The sequence below is a fragment of the Streptomyces sp. RLB3-17 genome, assembly GCF_007113425.2.
Classification (GTDB): domain Bacteria; phylum Actinomycetota; class Actinomycetes; order Streptomycetales; family Streptomycetaceae; genus Streptomyces; species Streptomyces mirabilis_D.
In genome coordinates, this window is record NZ_CP041610.2 from 3,420,453 (window position 1) to 3,436,655 (window position 16,203).

15 protein-coding genes are annotated in these 16,203 nt (G+C 72.5%); 8 read left to right on the forward strand and 7 right to left on the reverse strand.

Features of this window, described 5'->3' with window-relative positions; all coding sequences use genetic code 11:
- Positions 1-91: 91 nt before the first annotated feature.
- From pepN to FNV62_RS15920, 4 genes are all read right to left on the reverse strand, one after another.
- The gene (gene pepN, locus FNV62_RS15905) at positions 92-2,590 is read right to left on the reverse strand and encodes an aminopeptidase N (RefSeq protein WP_144316479.1); all 2,499 of its coding nucleotides are present in this window, start codon (positions 2,588-2,590) and stop codon (positions 92-94) included.
- A gap of 82 nt (positions 2,591-2,672) precedes the next feature.
- Entirely contained in the window at positions 2,673-3,263 is a 591-nt protein-coding gene (locus FNV62_RS15910) for a two-component system response regulator (RefSeq protein ID WP_143601346.1), read from the reverse strand.
- A 204-nt stretch (positions 3,264-3,467) separates the two neighbouring features.
- Positions 3,468-3,836, reverse strand: coding sequence for a chorismate mutase (locus FNV62_RS15915; protein ID WP_097288885.1), 369 nt, complete (start codon positions 3,834-3,836; stop codon positions 3,468-3,470).
- An 11-nt stretch (positions 3,837-3,847) separates the two neighbouring features.
- On the reverse strand, positions 3,848-4,732 hold the full coding sequence (locus FNV62_RS15920) for a helix-turn-helix transcriptional regulator (RefSeq protein WP_097284254.1): 885 nt from the start codon (positions 4,730-4,732) through the stop codon (positions 3,848-3,850).
- Between the two features lie 109 nt (positions 4,733-4,841).
- Here FNV62_RS15920 and FNV62_RS15925 point away from each other — a divergent pair, with 109 nt between their 5' ends.
- Positions 4,842-6,611, forward strand: coding sequence for a glycoside hydrolase family 35 protein (locus FNV62_RS15925; protein WP_144315329.1), 1,770 nt, complete (start codon positions 4,842-4,844; stop codon positions 6,609-6,611).
- Positions 6,612-7,192: 581 nt separating this feature from the next.
- Here FNV62_RS15925 and FNV62_RS15930 read toward each other — a convergent pair.
- Positions 7,193-8,053, reverse strand: coding sequence for a S1 family peptidase (locus FNV62_RS15930; protein WP_097284255.1), 861 nt, complete (start codon positions 8,051-8,053; stop codon positions 7,193-7,195).
- A gap of 152 nt (positions 8,054-8,205) precedes the next feature.
- Here FNV62_RS15930 and FNV62_RS15935 point away from each other — a divergent pair, with 152 nt between their 5' ends.
- Both FNV62_RS15935 and FNV62_RS57090 read left to right on the forward strand, forming a co-directional pair.
- Positions 8,206-9,102, forward strand: coding sequence for a hypothetical protein (locus tag FNV62_RS15935; RefSeq protein ID WP_054236003.1), 897 nt, complete (start codon positions 8,206-8,208; stop codon positions 9,100-9,102).
- 96 nt (positions 9,103-9,198) lie between these two features.
- Entirely contained in the window at positions 9,199-10,242 is a 1,044-nt protein-coding gene (locus FNV62_RS57090) for an ankyrin repeat domain-containing protein (RefSeq protein ID WP_143613039.1), read from the forward strand.
- Positions 10,243-10,313: 71 nt separating this feature from the next.
- On the opposite strand, the gene FNV62_RS15945 is transcribed toward FNV62_RS57090, so the two are convergent.
- Positions 10,314-11,231 (reverse strand): SDR family oxidoreductase, encoded by a 918-nt coding sequence (locus tag FNV62_RS15945; protein WP_144315330.1) that lies wholly within the window; start codon positions 11,229-11,231, stop codon positions 10,314-10,316.
- Positions 11,228-11,998 (reverse strand): SDR family oxidoreductase, encoded by a 771-nt coding sequence (locus FNV62_RS15950; protein ID WP_143605358.1) that lies wholly within the window; start codon positions 11,996-11,998, stop codon positions 11,228-11,230. Before FNV62_RS15950 ends, FNV62_RS15945 begins: the two co-directional genes overlap by 4 nt.
- A 108-nt stretch (positions 11,999-12,106) precedes the next feature.
- On the opposite strand from FNV62_RS15950, the gene FNV62_RS15955 reads away from it, so the two are divergent.
- From FNV62_RS15955 to FNV62_RS15975, 5 genes are read left to right on the forward strand one after another with little or no spacing between them, the layout of a single operon-like run.
- Complete coding sequence (locus FNV62_RS15955) at positions 12,107-12,871, forward strand: enoyl-CoA hydratase family protein (protein WP_143607814.1); 765 nt, start codon at positions 12,107-12,109, stop codon at positions 12,869-12,871.
- Positions 12,868-13,731 (forward strand): CoA transferase subunit A, encoded by an 864-nt coding sequence (locus tag FNV62_RS15960; RefSeq protein ID WP_143613041.1) that lies wholly within the window; start codon positions 12,868-12,870, stop codon positions 13,729-13,731. Before FNV62_RS15955 ends, FNV62_RS15960 begins: the two co-directional genes overlap by 4 nt.
- Positions 13,728-14,498 carry a CoA-transferase subunit beta gene (locus FNV62_RS15965; RefSeq protein WP_144315331.1) on the forward strand — a complete coding sequence of 257 codons (771 nt, stop codon included), beginning with the start codon at positions 13,728-13,730 and terminating at the stop codon, positions 14,496-14,498. Before FNV62_RS15960 ends, FNV62_RS15965 begins: the two co-directional genes overlap by 4 nt.
- Positions 14,498-15,562 (forward strand): NAD(P)H-dependent flavin oxidoreductase, encoded by a 1,065-nt coding sequence (locus FNV62_RS15970; RefSeq protein ID WP_143613043.1) that lies wholly within the window; start codon positions 14,498-14,500, stop codon positions 15,560-15,562. The genes FNV62_RS15965 and FNV62_RS15970 overlap by 1 nt, the downstream gene beginning before the upstream one ends.
- Positions 15,559-16,200, forward strand: a complete 642-nt coding sequence (locus tag FNV62_RS15975) for an SIMPL domain-containing protein (protein ID WP_143601352.1) — start codon at positions 15,559-15,561, stop codon at positions 16,198-16,200. The genes FNV62_RS15970 and FNV62_RS15975 overlap by 4 nt, the downstream gene beginning before the upstream one ends.
- Positions 16,201-16,203 lie beyond the last annotated feature (3 nt).

Below are 16,203 nucleotides of genomic sequence, written 5' to 3' on the forward strand. Positions count from 1 at the left end.
TGCGCGACCAGCCCCCACCGGGCCGCAGCCAAACGAATCGGGCGGCGGGGGGATCCGGGGCGCAGCCCCGGCCCCGGCCACCGGTCGTCCGTTATGCGGTTCGTACCTTCAATGCCCGTGCCAGGTCGTCGAGTTGGTCGACGAGTTTGCGGCGGAGGGCGGGGATGGGGTCGCCGTCGCGGAGGCACGTTTCGCCGAGGGCGAGGGTTTCGGGGGCGACGGCGTGGACGGGGAACGCGTAGCGCCCGGCGGCATCGGCGATGGCGGGGCCGCGACGCGCGGAGACGGCGACGGCGTCGGCCCAGTAGCGCTCGACGTACTCCCGGACGAGGTGGGTCTGTTCGGGCTGCCAGAAGCCCTGGGCGGTGGCGGTGAAGAGGTAGTTGGAGAGGTGGTCGGAGGTGAACATCTCCTCCCAGGCACGGCGCTTGGCCTCGGGGTCGGGCAGCGCGGCGCGGCAGCGGGCGGCGCCTTCCTGGCCGGTGGCGCTGGGGTCCTGGACGAGTTCGGCCTCGATGACGGCGTCGTCGATGGCGCCGAGGACGGCGAGCCGGCCGAGGATGCGCCAGCGCAGTTCGGGGTCGAGTTCGGGTCCGCCGGGGACGGTGCCTTCGGAGAACCAGGCACTGATGGTGTCGGGGTGGGCGGCGACGTCGATGTAGTGGCGCACGGCGGTGAGGCGCAGGCCGGGGTGGGAGCCGTCCTCGGTGCGGCGGATGAGGTCGCGGCAGAGGTCGGTGAGGGTGGCGAGGGCGGTCGGGCGGTCCTCGGCGGGGAGGTAGCGGTCGGCGACCTGGGTGGCGGCGAACGACAGGACGCCCTGGACGAGGGCGAGGTCGCTCTCGCGCGGGAGGTGGGCGCGGGCGGCGTCGATGTAGGCCATGGCGGGCAGTTCGCCGTCGCGGACGGAGTCGCGCAGGGCGTTCCAGACGACCGCGCGGGTGAGGGGTTCGGGCAGTCCGGCGAGGGCCGTGCGCACGGTCTGGAAGGACTCGGGGTCGAAGCGGACCTTGGCGTAGGAGAGGTCGCCGTCGTTGAGGAGGAGCAGGGCGGGGCGCTTGCCGATCACGGTCGGCTCGGTCCCCGGGACGTCGGCTTCGAGGCGGTCGCGCAGGGTGAGGCGGCCTTCGACGCCGAGGTCGTTGTCGTAGAGGCCCACGGCGATGCGGTGCGGGCGGCTGCCGTGGTGTTCGACGGTGAGGGTGTGGGTGCCGTCGGGTCCGGCGGTGAGGGTGGGGGTGAGGGTGTCGACGCCGGTGGTGCGCAGCCAGGAGTCGGCCCAGGCGTGGACGTCGCGTTCGGTGGCGGAGGCGAGGTTGTCGATGAAGTCGGCGAGGGTGGCGTTGGCGAACTTGTGGCGGGCGAAGTGGGTGTTGATGCCGGCCAGGAAGTCCTTCTCACCGAGCCACGCGACGAGTTGGCGCAGGGCGGAGGCGCCCTTGGCGTAGGAGATGCCGTCGAAGTTGAGCATGGCGGACGCGGTGTCGGGGACGGCGTCCGGGTCGGGGGCGACGGGGTGGGTGGAGGGGCGCTGGTCGGCGTCGTAGCCCCAGGGTTTGCGGGTGACGCCGAAGTCGGTCCAGGTGTCGGTGAAGCGGGTGGCTTCGGTGAGGGTCTGGTAGCCCATGTACTCGGCGAAGGACTCGTTCAGCCAGATGTCGTCCCACCAGCGCAGGGTGACGAGGTCGCCGAACCACATGTGGGCCATTTCGTGGGCGATGACCATGGCGCGGGTCTGGCGTTCGGTGTCGGTGACGGCGGAGCGGTAGACGAACTCGTCGCGGAAGGTGACGAGGCCGGGGTTCTCCATGGCGCCGGCGTTGAACTCGGGGACGAACGCCTGGTCGTAGGAGTCGAAGGGGTAGGGCTCGTCGAACTTCTCGTGGTAGCGGTCGAAGCAGGCGCGGGTGACGTCGAGGATCTCGTCGGCGTCGGCGTCGAGGTAGGGGGCGAGCGAGCGGCGGCAGTGGATGCCGAAGGGCAGGCCGCGGTGCTCGGTGCGGACGGAGTGCCAGGGGCCGGCGGCGACGGCGACGAGGTAGGTGGAGATCAGCGGGGTGGGGGCGGCCCGCCAGCGGCCCTCTCCCACGTGTTCGGTGACGCCGTTGGCGAGGACGGTCCAGCCGTCGGGGGCGGTCACGGAGAGTTCGAAGACGGCCTTCAGGTCGGGCTGGTCGAAGGCGGCGAAGACGCGCTGGACGTCTTCCATGAACAGCTGGGTGTAGAGGTAGGTCTCGCCGTCGGTGGGGTCGGTGAAGCGGTGCATGCCCTCGCCGGTGCGGGAGTAGCGCATCCGTGCGTCGACGCGCAGTTCGTGCTCGCCCGCGGTGAGGCCCTTGAGGGGGAGCCGGTTCTCGTCGAGGGTCTCGGGGTCGAGGGGCTGTCCGTCGAGGGTGACGGAGCGCAGTTCTGCGGGCTTCAGCTCGACGAAGGTGTCCGCGTCGGCGCGGGCGGTGAACCGGATCACGGTCAGGGAGTCGAAGGTCTCGTCCCCGTGGGTCACGTCGAGTGCGATCCCGTAGTGGTGGACGTCGAGGAGCTGGGCACGGGTCTGCGCTTCGTCGCGCGTCAGTACGGACATGGGGGACATGCTGCCTGATGGCTCGGACAGGACACAGGGCAGGCCCGGTATGCGGCGTTTGTTCGGCACGGTCACGGCGGGATCGGCGTCCTCAGGCGGTGCGGTCCTGCTCCCGTGCGTCGAGTGCCTCCCGTGAGCCCCGTGAGCCCCGTACATCCCGCGCGTCCCGTGCGTCGGTGTGGCCGTCGCGTTGCGGGGGGACGCGGGTGTCGTGGCGGAGGCGGCCCGGGGCGCGCGGTGAGGCGCGTTCCTCGGTAAGGGCGCGTAACTCGCGTACCTCCGCCTCCAGGGCCCGGCGGCGCTGGTGGGTGTCGTACAGGTAGCGGACCTTGGTGCGCAGGGTCCAGGGGTCGACGGGTTTCATGACGAGGTCGGCGACGCCGAGGGCGAACGCGGTGGCGGACAGTTCGGTGTCCGGTCCGAAGCCGGTGAGCAGGATGACCGGGATGTGCTGGGTCTGTTCGACGCGCCGCATGTAGCGCACGACGTCGAGGCCGCTGACGCCGGGCATGCGCACGTCGAGGAGGAGCAGTCCGACCTGGCCGCGCAGCACTTCCTTGAGGGCGTCGTCGCCGCTGGTCGCGCGGGTCACGAGGTGGCCCAGCGGGGCGAGGGCGCTTTCGAGCGCGTACAGCGTGTCCTCGTGGTCGTCGACGATGAGGATCTTGGCATCCGACGGCATGGCCCGACGTCCCCTCGATCGGCCACATGCCGGCCCGGGCCGGTACGGGCGGGGGCGGGTGCCACGGATGGCGGTGCCACGGATGGCGGCTGCCACGGGTGGCGGGTGCCCTGGGGCCCGTACGGACGGTCGGCCGGCATGTGCCATTGGCCTGACACCTGACAGGGAGTGCTCACGCAGGATGCACGCTGGGGGCACCCGGTGTCACTCCCCCGTGGCCGCCGCGCCCCGCCCGGCACCGTCCGCGATGCTCTCGTGGTGCCGGATGACCTCGGCGATGATGAAATTCAGCAACTTTTCCGCGAAGGCCGGATCCAGCTTGGCGTTCTCGGCGAGGCGACGCAGCCGGGCGATCTGGTGGGCCTCGCGGGACGGGTCGGCGGGCGGCAGTTGGTGGGCGGCCTTGAGGTGGCCGACCTGTTGGGTGCATTTGAAGCGTTCGGCGAGCATGTGGACGACGGCGGCGTCGATGTTGTCGATGCTGTCGCGCAGCCGGGCGAGTTCCGCGCGCACGGCGGGGTCGACCTCGCCGCCCGCCCCGTCGTTCGTGTTGCCGGTGTCGCTGGTGGTCATGAGGAGCAACTTTACGTGGCGTGCGGGGGCTCGATCATGGGCGGATCGTCGGGGTCGGGTATGCGGTCGCTCCAGCCGCCGGGGAGGGTGCGGCCCTGCTGTTCGCGGAAGCGGACGGGGGCCATGCCGACACGGCGGGTGAACAGGCGGGAGAAGTAGGCGGGGTCGTCGTAGCCGACGCGCCGGGCGACCGCGGCGACGGGGAGTTCGGTGGCGGCGAGGAGTTCCTTGGCGCGGCCCAGGCGGATGCCGAGGAGGTAGTCCTTGGGGCTGCGGCCGGCGCCGCGGCGGACGGCGGCGCGCAGTTCGGCGGGGGTCATGCCGTGCCGGGCCGCGTGCTCGGCGACGGACAGTGGCTGGAACGCGTCACGGGCGAGGGCGTGCAGGACGGGGTCGCCGTCGGGGGCGAGGTCGGCGCGGGCGCGGCGCAGGGCGACGAGGAGTTCGTGGACGGCGGCGCCGGTCTCGACTTCGAGGAGGGGGTTGCCGCGGCGCGCGGCGCGCGCGATGCGGCCGACGGTGGCACGGGCGCCGGTGGCGTCGGAGAGCGGCACGACGGGGCGGTCGGGTTCGATGTAGCCGAGTTCGGTGTACGTGGCGGTGGCGGGCCCGGTGAAGTCGACGAAGCACTCGTCCCAGCTGGGGTCGGGTCCGTAGTGGTGGGGTACGCCGGGGGTGAGCCAGAGCAGGGCGGGCGCGGTGACGGTGTGGTGGTGTCCGTCGGGGCCTCGGAACCAGCCGCCGCCCGCGCTGACGACGACGGCCACGTGGTGGTCGAGGGTGCGGGGCCCGACGGTGGGCAGTTCGCCGTGCTGCAGGCCTACGCCGAGGCAGACGAGGCCGAGCCGGTGGTGGACGGGAGCGGGGGAGAAATAGCGCATCCAGGTGTGGTGCATCCGCGCGCCTCCCCTCCTCGGCGCCCCTGCCGCCGGCGTCACTCTTTGGTCCAACCAGAGCTGATCTTTGTCCATGGACGCGGACGCCGCCAGAGGTGAGGGTGAGCTCATGAGCGAGTTCACGGTGGGGGACACGGATTTTCTGCTGGACGGGCGCCCGGTGCGGCTGCTGTCCGGCGCGTTGCACTACTTCCGGGTGCACGAGGGGCAGTGGGGGCATCGGCTGGGGATGCTGCGGGCGATGGGGCTCAACTGTGTGGAGACGTACGTCCCGTGGAATCTGCACGAGCCGCGCCCGGGCGAGTACCGCGACGTCCAGGCGCTGGGCCGGTTCCTGGACGCCGTGCGGGAGGCGGGCCTGTGGGCGATCGTGCGACCCGGCCCGTACATCTGCGCGGAGTGGGAGAACGGGGGGCTGCCGCACTGGCTGACGGGGAGGCTCCGCACCAGGGACGAGGAGTACGTGGGGCATGTGGAGCGCTGGTTCCACCAGGTGCTGCACGAGATCGTGCCGCGGCAGATCGACCGCGGCGGGCCGGTGCTGATGGTGCAGGTCGAGAACGAGTACGGAAGTTACGGCTCCGACCAGGTGTATCTGCGGCGCCTGGCGGACGTGCTGCGGGCCGAGGGCGTGAGCGTTCCGCTGGTCACCTCGGACGGTCCCGAGGACCACATGCTCACCGGCGGTTCGATCCCCGGTGTCCTCGCGACCGTCAACTTCGGCTCCCGCGCACGCGCGGCCTTCGAGGTGCTGCGCCGGCACCGGCCCGAGGGGCCGCTGATGTGCATGGAGTTCTGGTGCGGCTGGTTCGACCACTGGGGCGGCGAGCACGTCGTACGGGATGCGGGGGACGCGGCACAGGCGCTGCGCGAGATCCTGGAGTGCGGGGCTTCGGTCAATCTGTACATGGCGCACGGGGGTACCAACTTCGCGGGCTGGGCGGGGGCGAACCGGGGCGGGGGCGCGCTGCACGAGGGCCCCTTGGAGCCCGACGTCACCTCCTACGACTACGACGCGCCCATCGACGAACTCGGGCGTCCCACCGAGAAGTTCTGGCGCTTCAGGGAGATCCTGGGCGCGTACGCGGACGGGCCGCTGCCGGAGCTGCCGCCCGCGCCCGCGCCGCTCGGTGCGGGCGCGGCCGTGGACCTTCGGGAGTGGGCCGGCCTGGACGCCGTACTGGAGACACTGGGCGGCCGGGACGCCGAGTACCCCGTCCCGCCCACCTTCGAGGAACTGGACGTCGACCGGGGCCTGGTGAAGTACGAGGTGACCGTCCCCGGTCCGCGGGGGCCGTACCCCCTCCTGCTGCGCGGGCTGCGGGACCTGGCGGTGGTGTACGTCGACGGTGTGGCGGCCGGTGTGCTCACCGAGGACGATCCGGGGCTCAAGGAGCCTGTCGCGGGGCACGCGCGCGTGGAGGCGTGGGTGGAGTCCCTGGGGAGGGTCAACTACGGTCCGCGTTCGGGTGAGCCGAAGGGCATCACCGGGGGGATGCTGCACGAGCGGCAGTTTCTGGACGGGGTGCGGGCGCGGGGGCTGCGTCTTGACGCGTTCGACGCCGGGGGCGTGGGGCGGGTGCCGTTCGGGGGGTTGTCTGCGGAGGGCGGGCGCGGGCTGTACCGGGGCACCGTGGAGGTGCGTGGCGCCGGGGACGCCTTCCTCGAACTTCCGGGCTGGACGCGGGGGTTCGTGTGGGTCAACGGGTTCTGTCTCGGGCGGTACTGGTCGGTGGGGCCGCAGCGGTCGTTGTACGTTCCCGGGCCGGTGTTGCGTGAGGGTGCCAACGAGGTGTGGCTCCTGGAGCTCCAGGAGCCGTCGCCGACGGCGCCGGTACTGAGGCGCCCTGACGCGGCTGCGTCGGCGCCGGGCCGATGAGCCTCGGCCGAGCGCCCCGGCGACGACAACCGCCTTCCCTCGCCCCCGCCGCCCCTACCCGTCCCATCCCTGGGGGCTGCCGCCCCCAGACCCCCGCATCGGCCTGAACGGCCTCGTCCTCAAACGCCGGACGGGCTGAAGACGCGCACCGGGGTGGGCGGGCCATCGGCCTCCGACGTCGTCCTCAAACGCCGGACAGGCTGAAAGAAGCGGGCCGGGGTGGGTGGGGTGCGCCCTTCGGCCATGGCCTCGAACCCCGGACGACCGAGGCTTTAGGGGCGCGGGGAACGGCGCGACCGGCCCCCACCGCCCGACAGCCGAAGAACTTCCGGCGGCCGGGGGATGCGGGGCGCAGCCCCACCCCCAGGGGCGCGGGGAACTGCGCGCCCAGCCCCCACGCACCCGCACCCGAACGACCACAGCCGGACGGGGAACCGGGGCGCAGCCCCGGCCCGGGGGCGCGGGGAACGGCGCGACCAGCCACCGCCCACCCGCACCCGCACCGGCACCGGCACCGGCACCGGCACCGGCACCGGCACCGGCACCCAAGCAACTCACCCAGGATCGGAGGGGCGCAGCCCCTACAGGGTGGACGCCGCTCTGGCTATGTCGGCGGCGAAGGTCGAGACCTCGGAGTACACCCCGGGATACCCCGGCTCCGCGCAGCCCTGCCCCCAACTGACGATCCCGACCTGGATGAACGCCCCCGAGTCGTCCTTGCGGAACATCGGCCCACCGGAGTCGCCCTGGCACGTGTCGACCCCACCCTGCTGCACGAACCCGGCGCAGATCTCGTCACCGGGCACGAGATCGCTGCCGTACGCCTGCTGACAGGTGGCGTCGCTGACGAAGGGGACGGTGGCCTTGAGGAGGTAGCGCTGTTGGGCACCGCCCTCGCGCGCGGCCCCCCACCCGGCGATGGTGAAGTTGCCGTTGTTGTACGCGGTGGTGGTGGCGATCTTCAGTGTGGGCTGGTTGACGGGCGAGGCGAGCTTGATCAGCGCCCAGTCCTTGCCCTTGCCGTTGTAGCCGGGCGCCTGCAGCACCTTGGTCGACTTGACCTTGATCGCACTGCTGCTCTGCAGGTCGACGACGCCGGTGGTGGCGGTGATGGAGGTGTTGTTGCCGGAGCCGCTCACACAGTGCGCGGCGGTGAGGACGATCTGCTGGGTGTAGAGCGCACCGCCGCAGCCCATGGAGAGCCGGACCATGAACGGGAACTCTCCCTGCGCCGCGCGGGTGCCGCCGACGACGGGCGTGGGCGCGGCCTGCGCGGAGACGGGCTGGAGCGAGACGGTGGCGAGGGCGACGGCGCCGAGGGCGAGGACTCTCTTGACGCCCGTGAACTTCTTCGAAGACTTCAACGTGCTTCCTCTCGTGGGGGGTTGGAAGCCCCGCGGGGGCACACCGAGGCCGCACGACACGACAGCCGTCGCACGCATCGAGTGACATGCACCCGCCAAGCCTTTGCGAATTATTTAGACACGGAGGCGCTCCGACAAGGACCCCATTTCGGCCAGCCGCGCCCCGCCACCCACCGGAACGGCGCTTAGAGTGGAATGCAGGAGGCCCGGCGTCTTCAGGGGGTACGGACGTGGCGAACGGCGGACCCGTCGAGCACGGCTTCCCGCATCTGGACACGGTGCGGGCATCGATCACCGCGCTCTACAAGCGGCTCTCGTACGACACCATCCACACCTTCGCGACCAGCGTGGCCCCCGCCGACGTGGCCTTCGGCGACATCGACGACCTGCATCTGGGCGCGCAGCGCGTGGCCCGCGAGATGGTGCACCACTACCACCTCCCGGACGCCCGGCTGATCATCGGCTTCCGCGAGATGACCCAGGCGGCCAACGTCGAACTCACGGCGGGCCCCGAGTACTTCGTCGAGCTGAACGACCGCTTCCGCTCCCACCGCCGGGACATCGGCGCGGCCCTCGCCCACGAGGTGATGCACGTCTATCTGCACCGCCTCGACCTCTACTTCCCCGGCACGCGCGACAACGAGATCCTCACGGACACCGCGGCGACCTACCTCGGCGCGGGCTGGCTGCTTCTCGACGCCTACCGGGAGGACGCCGACTCCTCACAGAAACTCGGCTACCTCACCCCGGAGGAGTTCGGCTACGTCCTCGCCAAACGTGCCCTGGTCTTCGACGAGGACCCCTCGATCTGGTTCACCAGCCCGCAGGCGTACACGGCGTACACGGCGGGCATGGCGCAGGCCCGCCGTGACGAGCAGCAGCCCCCGCTGACCGCGGCCGGCTGGGCGGGCCGCCGCCGCTACGCGAAGGACCGGCGGCACGCCCAGGACCACCACGCACCGGGCCCGCACCCGGGTGTCCCCTACGCGTTCAGCCCCGACAGCCGCGGGCCCCTGCGCGTCTCCTTCCCCTGCCCGACCTGCCACCAGCGGATCCGTGTGCCGGTCCGGGGCCGGGTACGGGCGCGCTGCACGCTGTGCAGGACGGTGCTGGAGTGCGACACGTAGGACATGCGACGCACGCGGGCGGCGTGTGGGGGGAGGTGAGACACAACACCCCCAAAGACTTTGCCTCTCGCGTCCTTCGCGAGCGAGGGTCGAAGGATGAGCACGAACGACCCCGCGGCACATCTCTTCACGGCTGTGCGCGAGGGTGACGAGGACGCGGTGGTACGGCTGCTGCGCTCCGGTGTGAGCCCGGACGCGGTGGACGAGGACGGTCAGACGGCGCTGTATCTCGCGGCGGTGAGCGACCGGCCGGGCGTCGTACGACTGCTGCTGGTGGCCGGCGCCGCGCCCGACCGGCTCAGCCAGGGCACGGACGCGCCGCTGTGCGGGGCGGCGTGCGGTGGGCACACGGAGGTCGTACGCGCCCTGCTGGCGGCCGGGGCCGCGCCGGACACGGTGGAGGAGTTCGGGTTCACGGCGCTGACGTGGGCGGTGCGGCTGGGGCGGGTCGCGGTGGTGAGGGAGCTCCTCGCGGCGGGCGCGGACCCCGACCGTCCGGGCCCGACCGGTGAGCCCCCGCTCGTCGCGGCCGCCCGCCGGGGCTCGCCCGGCTGTGTACGCGCCCTCCTGCGGCACGGAGCGCGGGCGCGGTCGGCGGCGCTCGCCGAGGCCCACCGCCGGCTGACCGCCGACGTGGAGACCGAGGTGCGTGCGGGCCTGGAGGAGACCTGGGGCCCGGGCCGTCCCTCCGTCACCCACCGCTACCCGGAGGACGGCGGCATCACCGTGGAGGTCCAACTCCTCGACCCGGCCGGGAATCCCGTCGCGAGCAACGACCAGCAGACGGGCCACGCCGCGATAGCGACCCTCCTCGAATCCGCCCTCGGCATCACCGCGCCCGCCGCCGAACTGGCCGCCCGCGCGCTGCGCCCCGCCGACCCCGACAACGACGACTGGACCGAGGCGGCGACGGCGCTGGGCCTGCGCGGCGACGAGGAGACGTTCCGGGCGGCGGTCGAGTGGTGCGCCGCCCCCGACCCTCTGCGTCAGGCCTTCGGCGCGGACGTACTGGGCCGCCTGGGCAACCCCCACGGCCTGCCGATCCTGCGCGTCCTCACCGGCGCGACCGACCCCGTGATCCGCGACCGGGCGGCGAGCGCGCTGGCGCGGCTGGACTCCCCCGGCCCGTCCGGTCCTTGAACCACGCGCCCACGGGGATACGTCCTCAGGGGTACGTCCTCAGGGATCGTCCGCACGGATGGAGGCGCCCCCTACCCCGCCCCGTACACCGCCCCCGGAACCTCCGCCTGCGCCAACAGCTTCAGGGCCGTGTCGCCGGCCTCGGACGGGGTCCAGCGGGCGCCCTTGTCCGCGGTGGGGCCCGGCCGCCAGCCCTCCATGACGGTGATGCGGCCGCCCTCGGTCTCGAAGACGCGGCCGGTGACTCCGCTGCTCGCGTTCGCGCCCAGCCAGACGACGAGGGGGGAGACGTTCTCGGGGGCCATCGCGTCGAAGGAGTCGGCGTCGGGGGCCGCCATGGTGTCCGCGAAGGTGCGTTCGGTCATCCGGGTGCGGGCCGCGGGGGCGATCGCGTTGACCTGGACTCCGTAGCGGCCCAGTTCGGCCGCGGCGACCAGGGTCAGGCCGATGATCCCGGCCTTGGCGGCGCTGTAGTTGCCCTGTCCGACCGAACCCGACAGACCCGCCCCGCTGCTGGTGTTGACGACCCTGGCCCGGGGCGTGCGGCCGTCCTTCGCCTCCGCCCGCCAGTGCGCCGCCGCGTGCTTCAGCGGCAGGAAGTGGCCCTTGAGGTGGACCCGCAGCACGGCGTCCCAGTCGTCCTCGTCGAGGTTGACGAGCATCCGGTCGCGCAGGAACCCCGCGTTGTTGACGAGGGTGTCCAGGCGGCCGTACGTCTCCAGCGCGGTGCGTACGAGGGAGGCGGCGCCCTCGGTGGTGGCGATGTCGCCGCCGTGGGCCACCGCCCGTCCGCCCGCCGCCCGGATCTCCTCGACGACCCGCGCGGCCGGGCTGTCCGGGCCGGGCGTGCCGTCGAGGCCCACCCCGAGGTCGTTCACGACGACCCGCGCCCCCTCGGTGGCGTACGCGAGCGCGTGCGCGCGGCCGAGTCCGCGCCCGGCGCCCGTGACGATCACGACCCGCCCCTCGCACAGCAGCGGTCCACTCATCTCAGTCCTCCCAGGTCCTGTCCGGACGTGCCGGCCTTGTTGGCGGTCGCCGCGTCCAGGAAGGCGGGACGCTCGCCGCCGCCGTGGACGAGCAGCGAGGCCCCGCTGACGTACCTCGCCGCGTCCGAGGCGAGGAAGACCGCGGCCCCGCCGATGTCGGACGGGTCGGCGAGGCGGCCCAGCGGGACGGTGCGGGAGACGGCCGCGATGCCGTCCTCGCCGCCGTAGTGCAGATGGGAGAGTTCGGTGCGGACCATGCCGACGACGAGGGTGTTGACCCGGACGTCGGGAGCCCACTCGACGGCCATCGAACGGGCCAGGTTCGCAAGGCCCGCCTTGGCCGCCCCGTAGGCCGCCGACCCGGGCGACGGCCGCGTCCCGCTCACGCTGCCGATCATCACGATCGATCCCCGGGCCCGCCTGAGGTGCTCGTACGCGGCGAGCGAGGCGGTCAGCGGCGCGACGAGGTTCAGCTCGATCACGCGCGCATGGCGTCCGGCGTCCGCCTCCGTCAGTGGCCGGTAGGGCGCGCCACCCGCGTTGTTCACCAGCACGTCGAGCCGGGGCAGCGCGGCGAAGAAGGCGTGCACGGCGGCCGGGTCGCGGAGGTCCACCGACACGAACTCCGTGCCCTCCAGCGGTGTGTCGGGGGGTCTGCGGGCGCAGACCACCACGTCCGCGCCCGCCTCGACGAACGCCCGGGCGATCCCGGCGCCCACCCCACGGGTGCCGCCCGTGACGACGACGGTCCTGCCCCCGAGATCCAGGTTGTCCACAGGGCCTCCCGCCCGGATGCATTCACTGCTAGCTTCGAGAGTGCGCCTAACAAACGTTTGGTGGAATGGTCCTGAGGTGGAAAGGTAGCTGATGCGTCCATGGGTGTCTCCACCTCGTCCCCGGAAAAGGGGATTTCCGTCGTCACGGTCGACTTCCCGCCGGTGAACGCGCTGCCGGTGCGCGGCTGGTTCGACCTGGCCGACGCCCTGCGCGCGGCGGGCCGCGACCCCGGCGTCCGATGCGTCGTGCTGACGGCCGAGGGGCGCGGTTTCAACGCGGGCGTGGACATCAAGGAGATGCAGCGCGAGACCAGGGACAGCGGGGGCCATCGCGCACTCATAGGGGCGAACCGCGGCTGTTTCGAGGCCTTCGCCGCGGTCTACGAGTGCGAGGTCCCCGTCGTCGCGGCGGTGCACGGCTTCTGTCTGGGCGGCGGGATCGGGCTGGTGGGGAACGCGGACGCGATCGTGGCGAGCGAGGACGCCACGTTCGGCCTGCCCGAGCTGGACCGCGGCGCCCTCGGCGCGGCCACGCATCTGGCCCGCCTGGTCCCGGGCCACCTGGTGCGCGCGCTGTACTACACCTCGCGCACGGCGACCGCCGCCGAGCTGCACACGCACGGCTCGGTGTGGCGGGTCGTGCCGCGCGGGGAACTCCTGGGCGCCGCGCTGGAACTGGCGCGTGAGATCGCCGCCAAGGACGGCGAGCTGATCCGGCTCGCGAAGGCCGCGCTCAACGGCATCGACCCCGTGGACGTGCGCCGCAGCTACCGATTCGAGCAGGGCTTCACCTTCGAGGCGAACCTCGGCGGGGTCGCCGACCGTGTCCGCGACACCTTCGGAAAGGAGGGGGTCGACAGGTGAGCGACAAGACGATGACCACCGACGAGGTGGTCTCCCGGCTCCACAGCGGGATGACTCTCGGCATCGGCGGCTGGGGCTCGCGCCGCAAGCCGATGGCCCTGGTGAGAGCACTGCTCCGCACCAGGATCACCGATCTCACCGTGGTGTCGTACGGCGGCCCGGACGTCGGCCTGCTGGCCGCCGCGGGCCGGATCCGCCGGCTCGTCATCGCCTTCACCACCCTCGACTCGATCCCGCTCGAACCGCACTACCGGGCGGCGCGCGAGCGCGGGGCGTTCGAGCTGACGGAGGTCGACGAGGCGATGTTCATGTGGGGCCTGCACGCCGCCGCGAACCGCCTGCCCTTCCTCCCCGTCCGGGCCGGGCTCGGCTCGGACGTGATGCGGGTCAACCCCGGCCTGCGCACGGTCACTTCGCCGTACGCCGACGCCTCCTCGGGGGTACGGGAGGAGCTCGTCGCCATGCCCGCCCTGCGCCTGGACGCGGCCCTGGTCCACATGAACCGCGCCGACCGCCTGGGCAACGGTCAGTATCTGGGCCCGGACCCGTACTTCGACGACCTGTTCTGCGAGGCGGCCGACGCCGCGTACGTCTCGTGCGAGCGCGTGGTCGACACGGCGGAGCTCACCAAGGAGGCCGCCCCGCAGACCCTGCTGCTGAAGCGGTCGAGCGTGACGGGCGTGGTCGAGACTCCGAACGGCGCGCACTTCACGTCCTGCGCCCCCGACCACGGACGCGACGAGCCCTTCCAGAAGCTGTACGCCACCACGCCGTACGCCGAGTTCGCCGCGCGCTTCCTCGCCGGCGACGAGCAGGCCTACCAGTCCGCCGTACGGGCCTGGCACAAGGAGCAGCGATGAGCCCCGCGTCCACTCCCGCCCCCGGCGCCCCCGCAGCCGCGGTCACCCGCGCCGAGTACTGCGTGATCGCCTGCGCCGAGGCCTGGCGGGACAACGGCGAGGTCCTCGCCAGCCCCATGGGCCCCATCCCCTCCATCGGCGCCCGTCTCGCCAAGCGCACCTTCTCCCCCGATCTGCTGCTGACCGACGGCGAGGCGATGCTCGTCGGCCTCGACGGCACTCCGGAGGGCTGGCTGCCGTACCGGCAGCACCTGACCATGGTCACCGGCGGACGTCGGCACGTGATGATGGGCGCGAGCCAGCTCGACCGCTTCGGCAACCAGAACATCTCCTGCGTCGGTGACTGGTCCAGGCCCACGCGCCAGCTGCTCGGCGTGCGCGGCGCGCCGGTCAACACCCTGAACAACCCGACCAGTTACTGGGTCCCCAGGCACTCGCCGCGCGTCTTCGTCGAGCGGGTCGACATGGTGTGCGGGGTGGGGTACGACCGTGCCGCCGCCGCGGGCCCGAGCGCCACCCGCTTCCACCGCATCCCGCGCGTGGTGAGCGACCTCGGTGTCTTCGACTTCGCCACGCCCGACCACTCGATGCGGCTCGCCTCACTGCACCCGGGCGTCACCGTGGAGCAGGTGCGGGAGGCGACGGGCTTTGGGCTGTCGGTGCCCGACGAGGTGCCCCGCACCCGTGAACCGACGCCCGAGGAGCTGAGACTGATCCGCGAGGTCATCGATCCGGGCGGCGCCCGGGATCGAGAGGTCAGGAGCTGATGGAGACCGCGCTCACCCGCCTCGTCGGTGTCCGTCACCCCGTCGTGCAGACCGGTATGGGCTGGGTCGCGGGCCCCCGCCTGGTGTCGGCGGCGGCGAACGCGGGGGCGCTGGGCATCCTGGCCTCCGCGACGATGACCCTCGACCATCTGAGAGAGGCCGTACGCGAGGTCAGGTCCCGTACGGACGCGCCGTTCGGGGTGAATCTCCGCGCCGACGCCGGGGACGCGGGCGAGCGGGTACGGATCATCGTCGACGAGGGCGTACGGGTCGCGTCCTTCGCCCTCGCGCCCTCCCGCGAGCTGATCGCCGAGCTGAAGGAGGCCGGTGTGGTCGTCGTCCCCTCCGTCGGGGCGCGCCGGCACGCCGAGAAGGTGGCTGCCTGGGGCGCGGACGCGGTGATCGTGCAGGGCGGCGAGGGCGGCGGCCACACCGGCGAGGTCGCGACGACGGTGCTGCTGCCGCAGGTGGTGGACGCGGTGGACATCCCGGTGGTCGCGGCGGGCGGTTTCCACGACGGGCGGGGGCTGGTCGCGGCGCTGGCGTACGGGGCGGCGGGCATCGCCATGGGCACCCGTTTCCTGCTCACCTCGGACTCGACGGTCCCGGCCGCGGTGAAGGCGAAGTACCTGGCGGCGACGGTCAGGGACGTCACGGTCACGACGGCCGTGGACGGCCTCCCCCATCGCATGCTGCGTACGGACTTCGTCGACTCCTTGGAGAGGTCCGGCCGCGCGAGGGCCCTCGCACAGGCCGTCCGCCGGGCCGCCGGGTTCCGGAGGCTGTCCGGGCTCTCCTGGTCGCGGATGGTTCGCGACGGTCTCGCCATGAAGCACGGCAAGGAGCTGACCTGGAGCCAGGTACTGCTCGCCGCGAACACACCGATGCTCCTGAAGTCGTCGATGGTGGACGGGCGCACGGACCTGGGGGTGATGGCCTCGGGACAGGTCGCGGGGCTGATCGACGACCTGCCGTCGTGCAAGGAGCTGGTCGACCGGGTGATGGCGGAAGCCCGGGAAACTCTCGGTGCCCTGGCGGTCGTGGGTGCTTCAATGCCCGGATGACCCAGACGATAGATGAGCCGTGGGGCCTCAGTGTGTTCGGTGCGGGAAGCGTGCGGGCGGAACCTCAGCTGGTGCGGGTGAAGTTGGCGGTCGACGTGCTGGAGCCGTCGCCCGACAAGGCCTTCCAGGAGGCGGGCTCGGCGGTGTCCCGCCTGCGCGAGACACTGCGCGGACACGGGATACCGGACGCGTCGGTCTCCGGATCCAGACTGTCGCTCCAGTCCGAGTACGACGGCTACGGAACCGGCCGGAAGTTCCTCGGCTACCGCTGTCAGGCCTCGTACGTCATCGAGATCGAGACGATCGACGACCTGCAGCGGCTCATCGTCGACGCGGTCGACGCGGGCGCGAACCGGGTCGACGACGTCGTCTTCGACGTACGCGACAAGCCCGCGCTGCGCGACGAGGCCCGGCGCCGGGCGGTGGACGCGGCCCGCCGCAAGGCGGAGGTGTACGCGGAGGCGGCGGGCGTCCCACTGGGCACGGTGCTGCACATCCAGGACGTGGACGCCGAGTCGTGGGAAATGCGCGGTCACCGGGGACACGGCGGTGGCGGCGGAAGCTCGGAGGGCGACCTGGCACCCGGCATGGTCGAGGTCCACGCGGCCGTACTGCTGGGCTTCTCGCTCGGCCGCTGACGC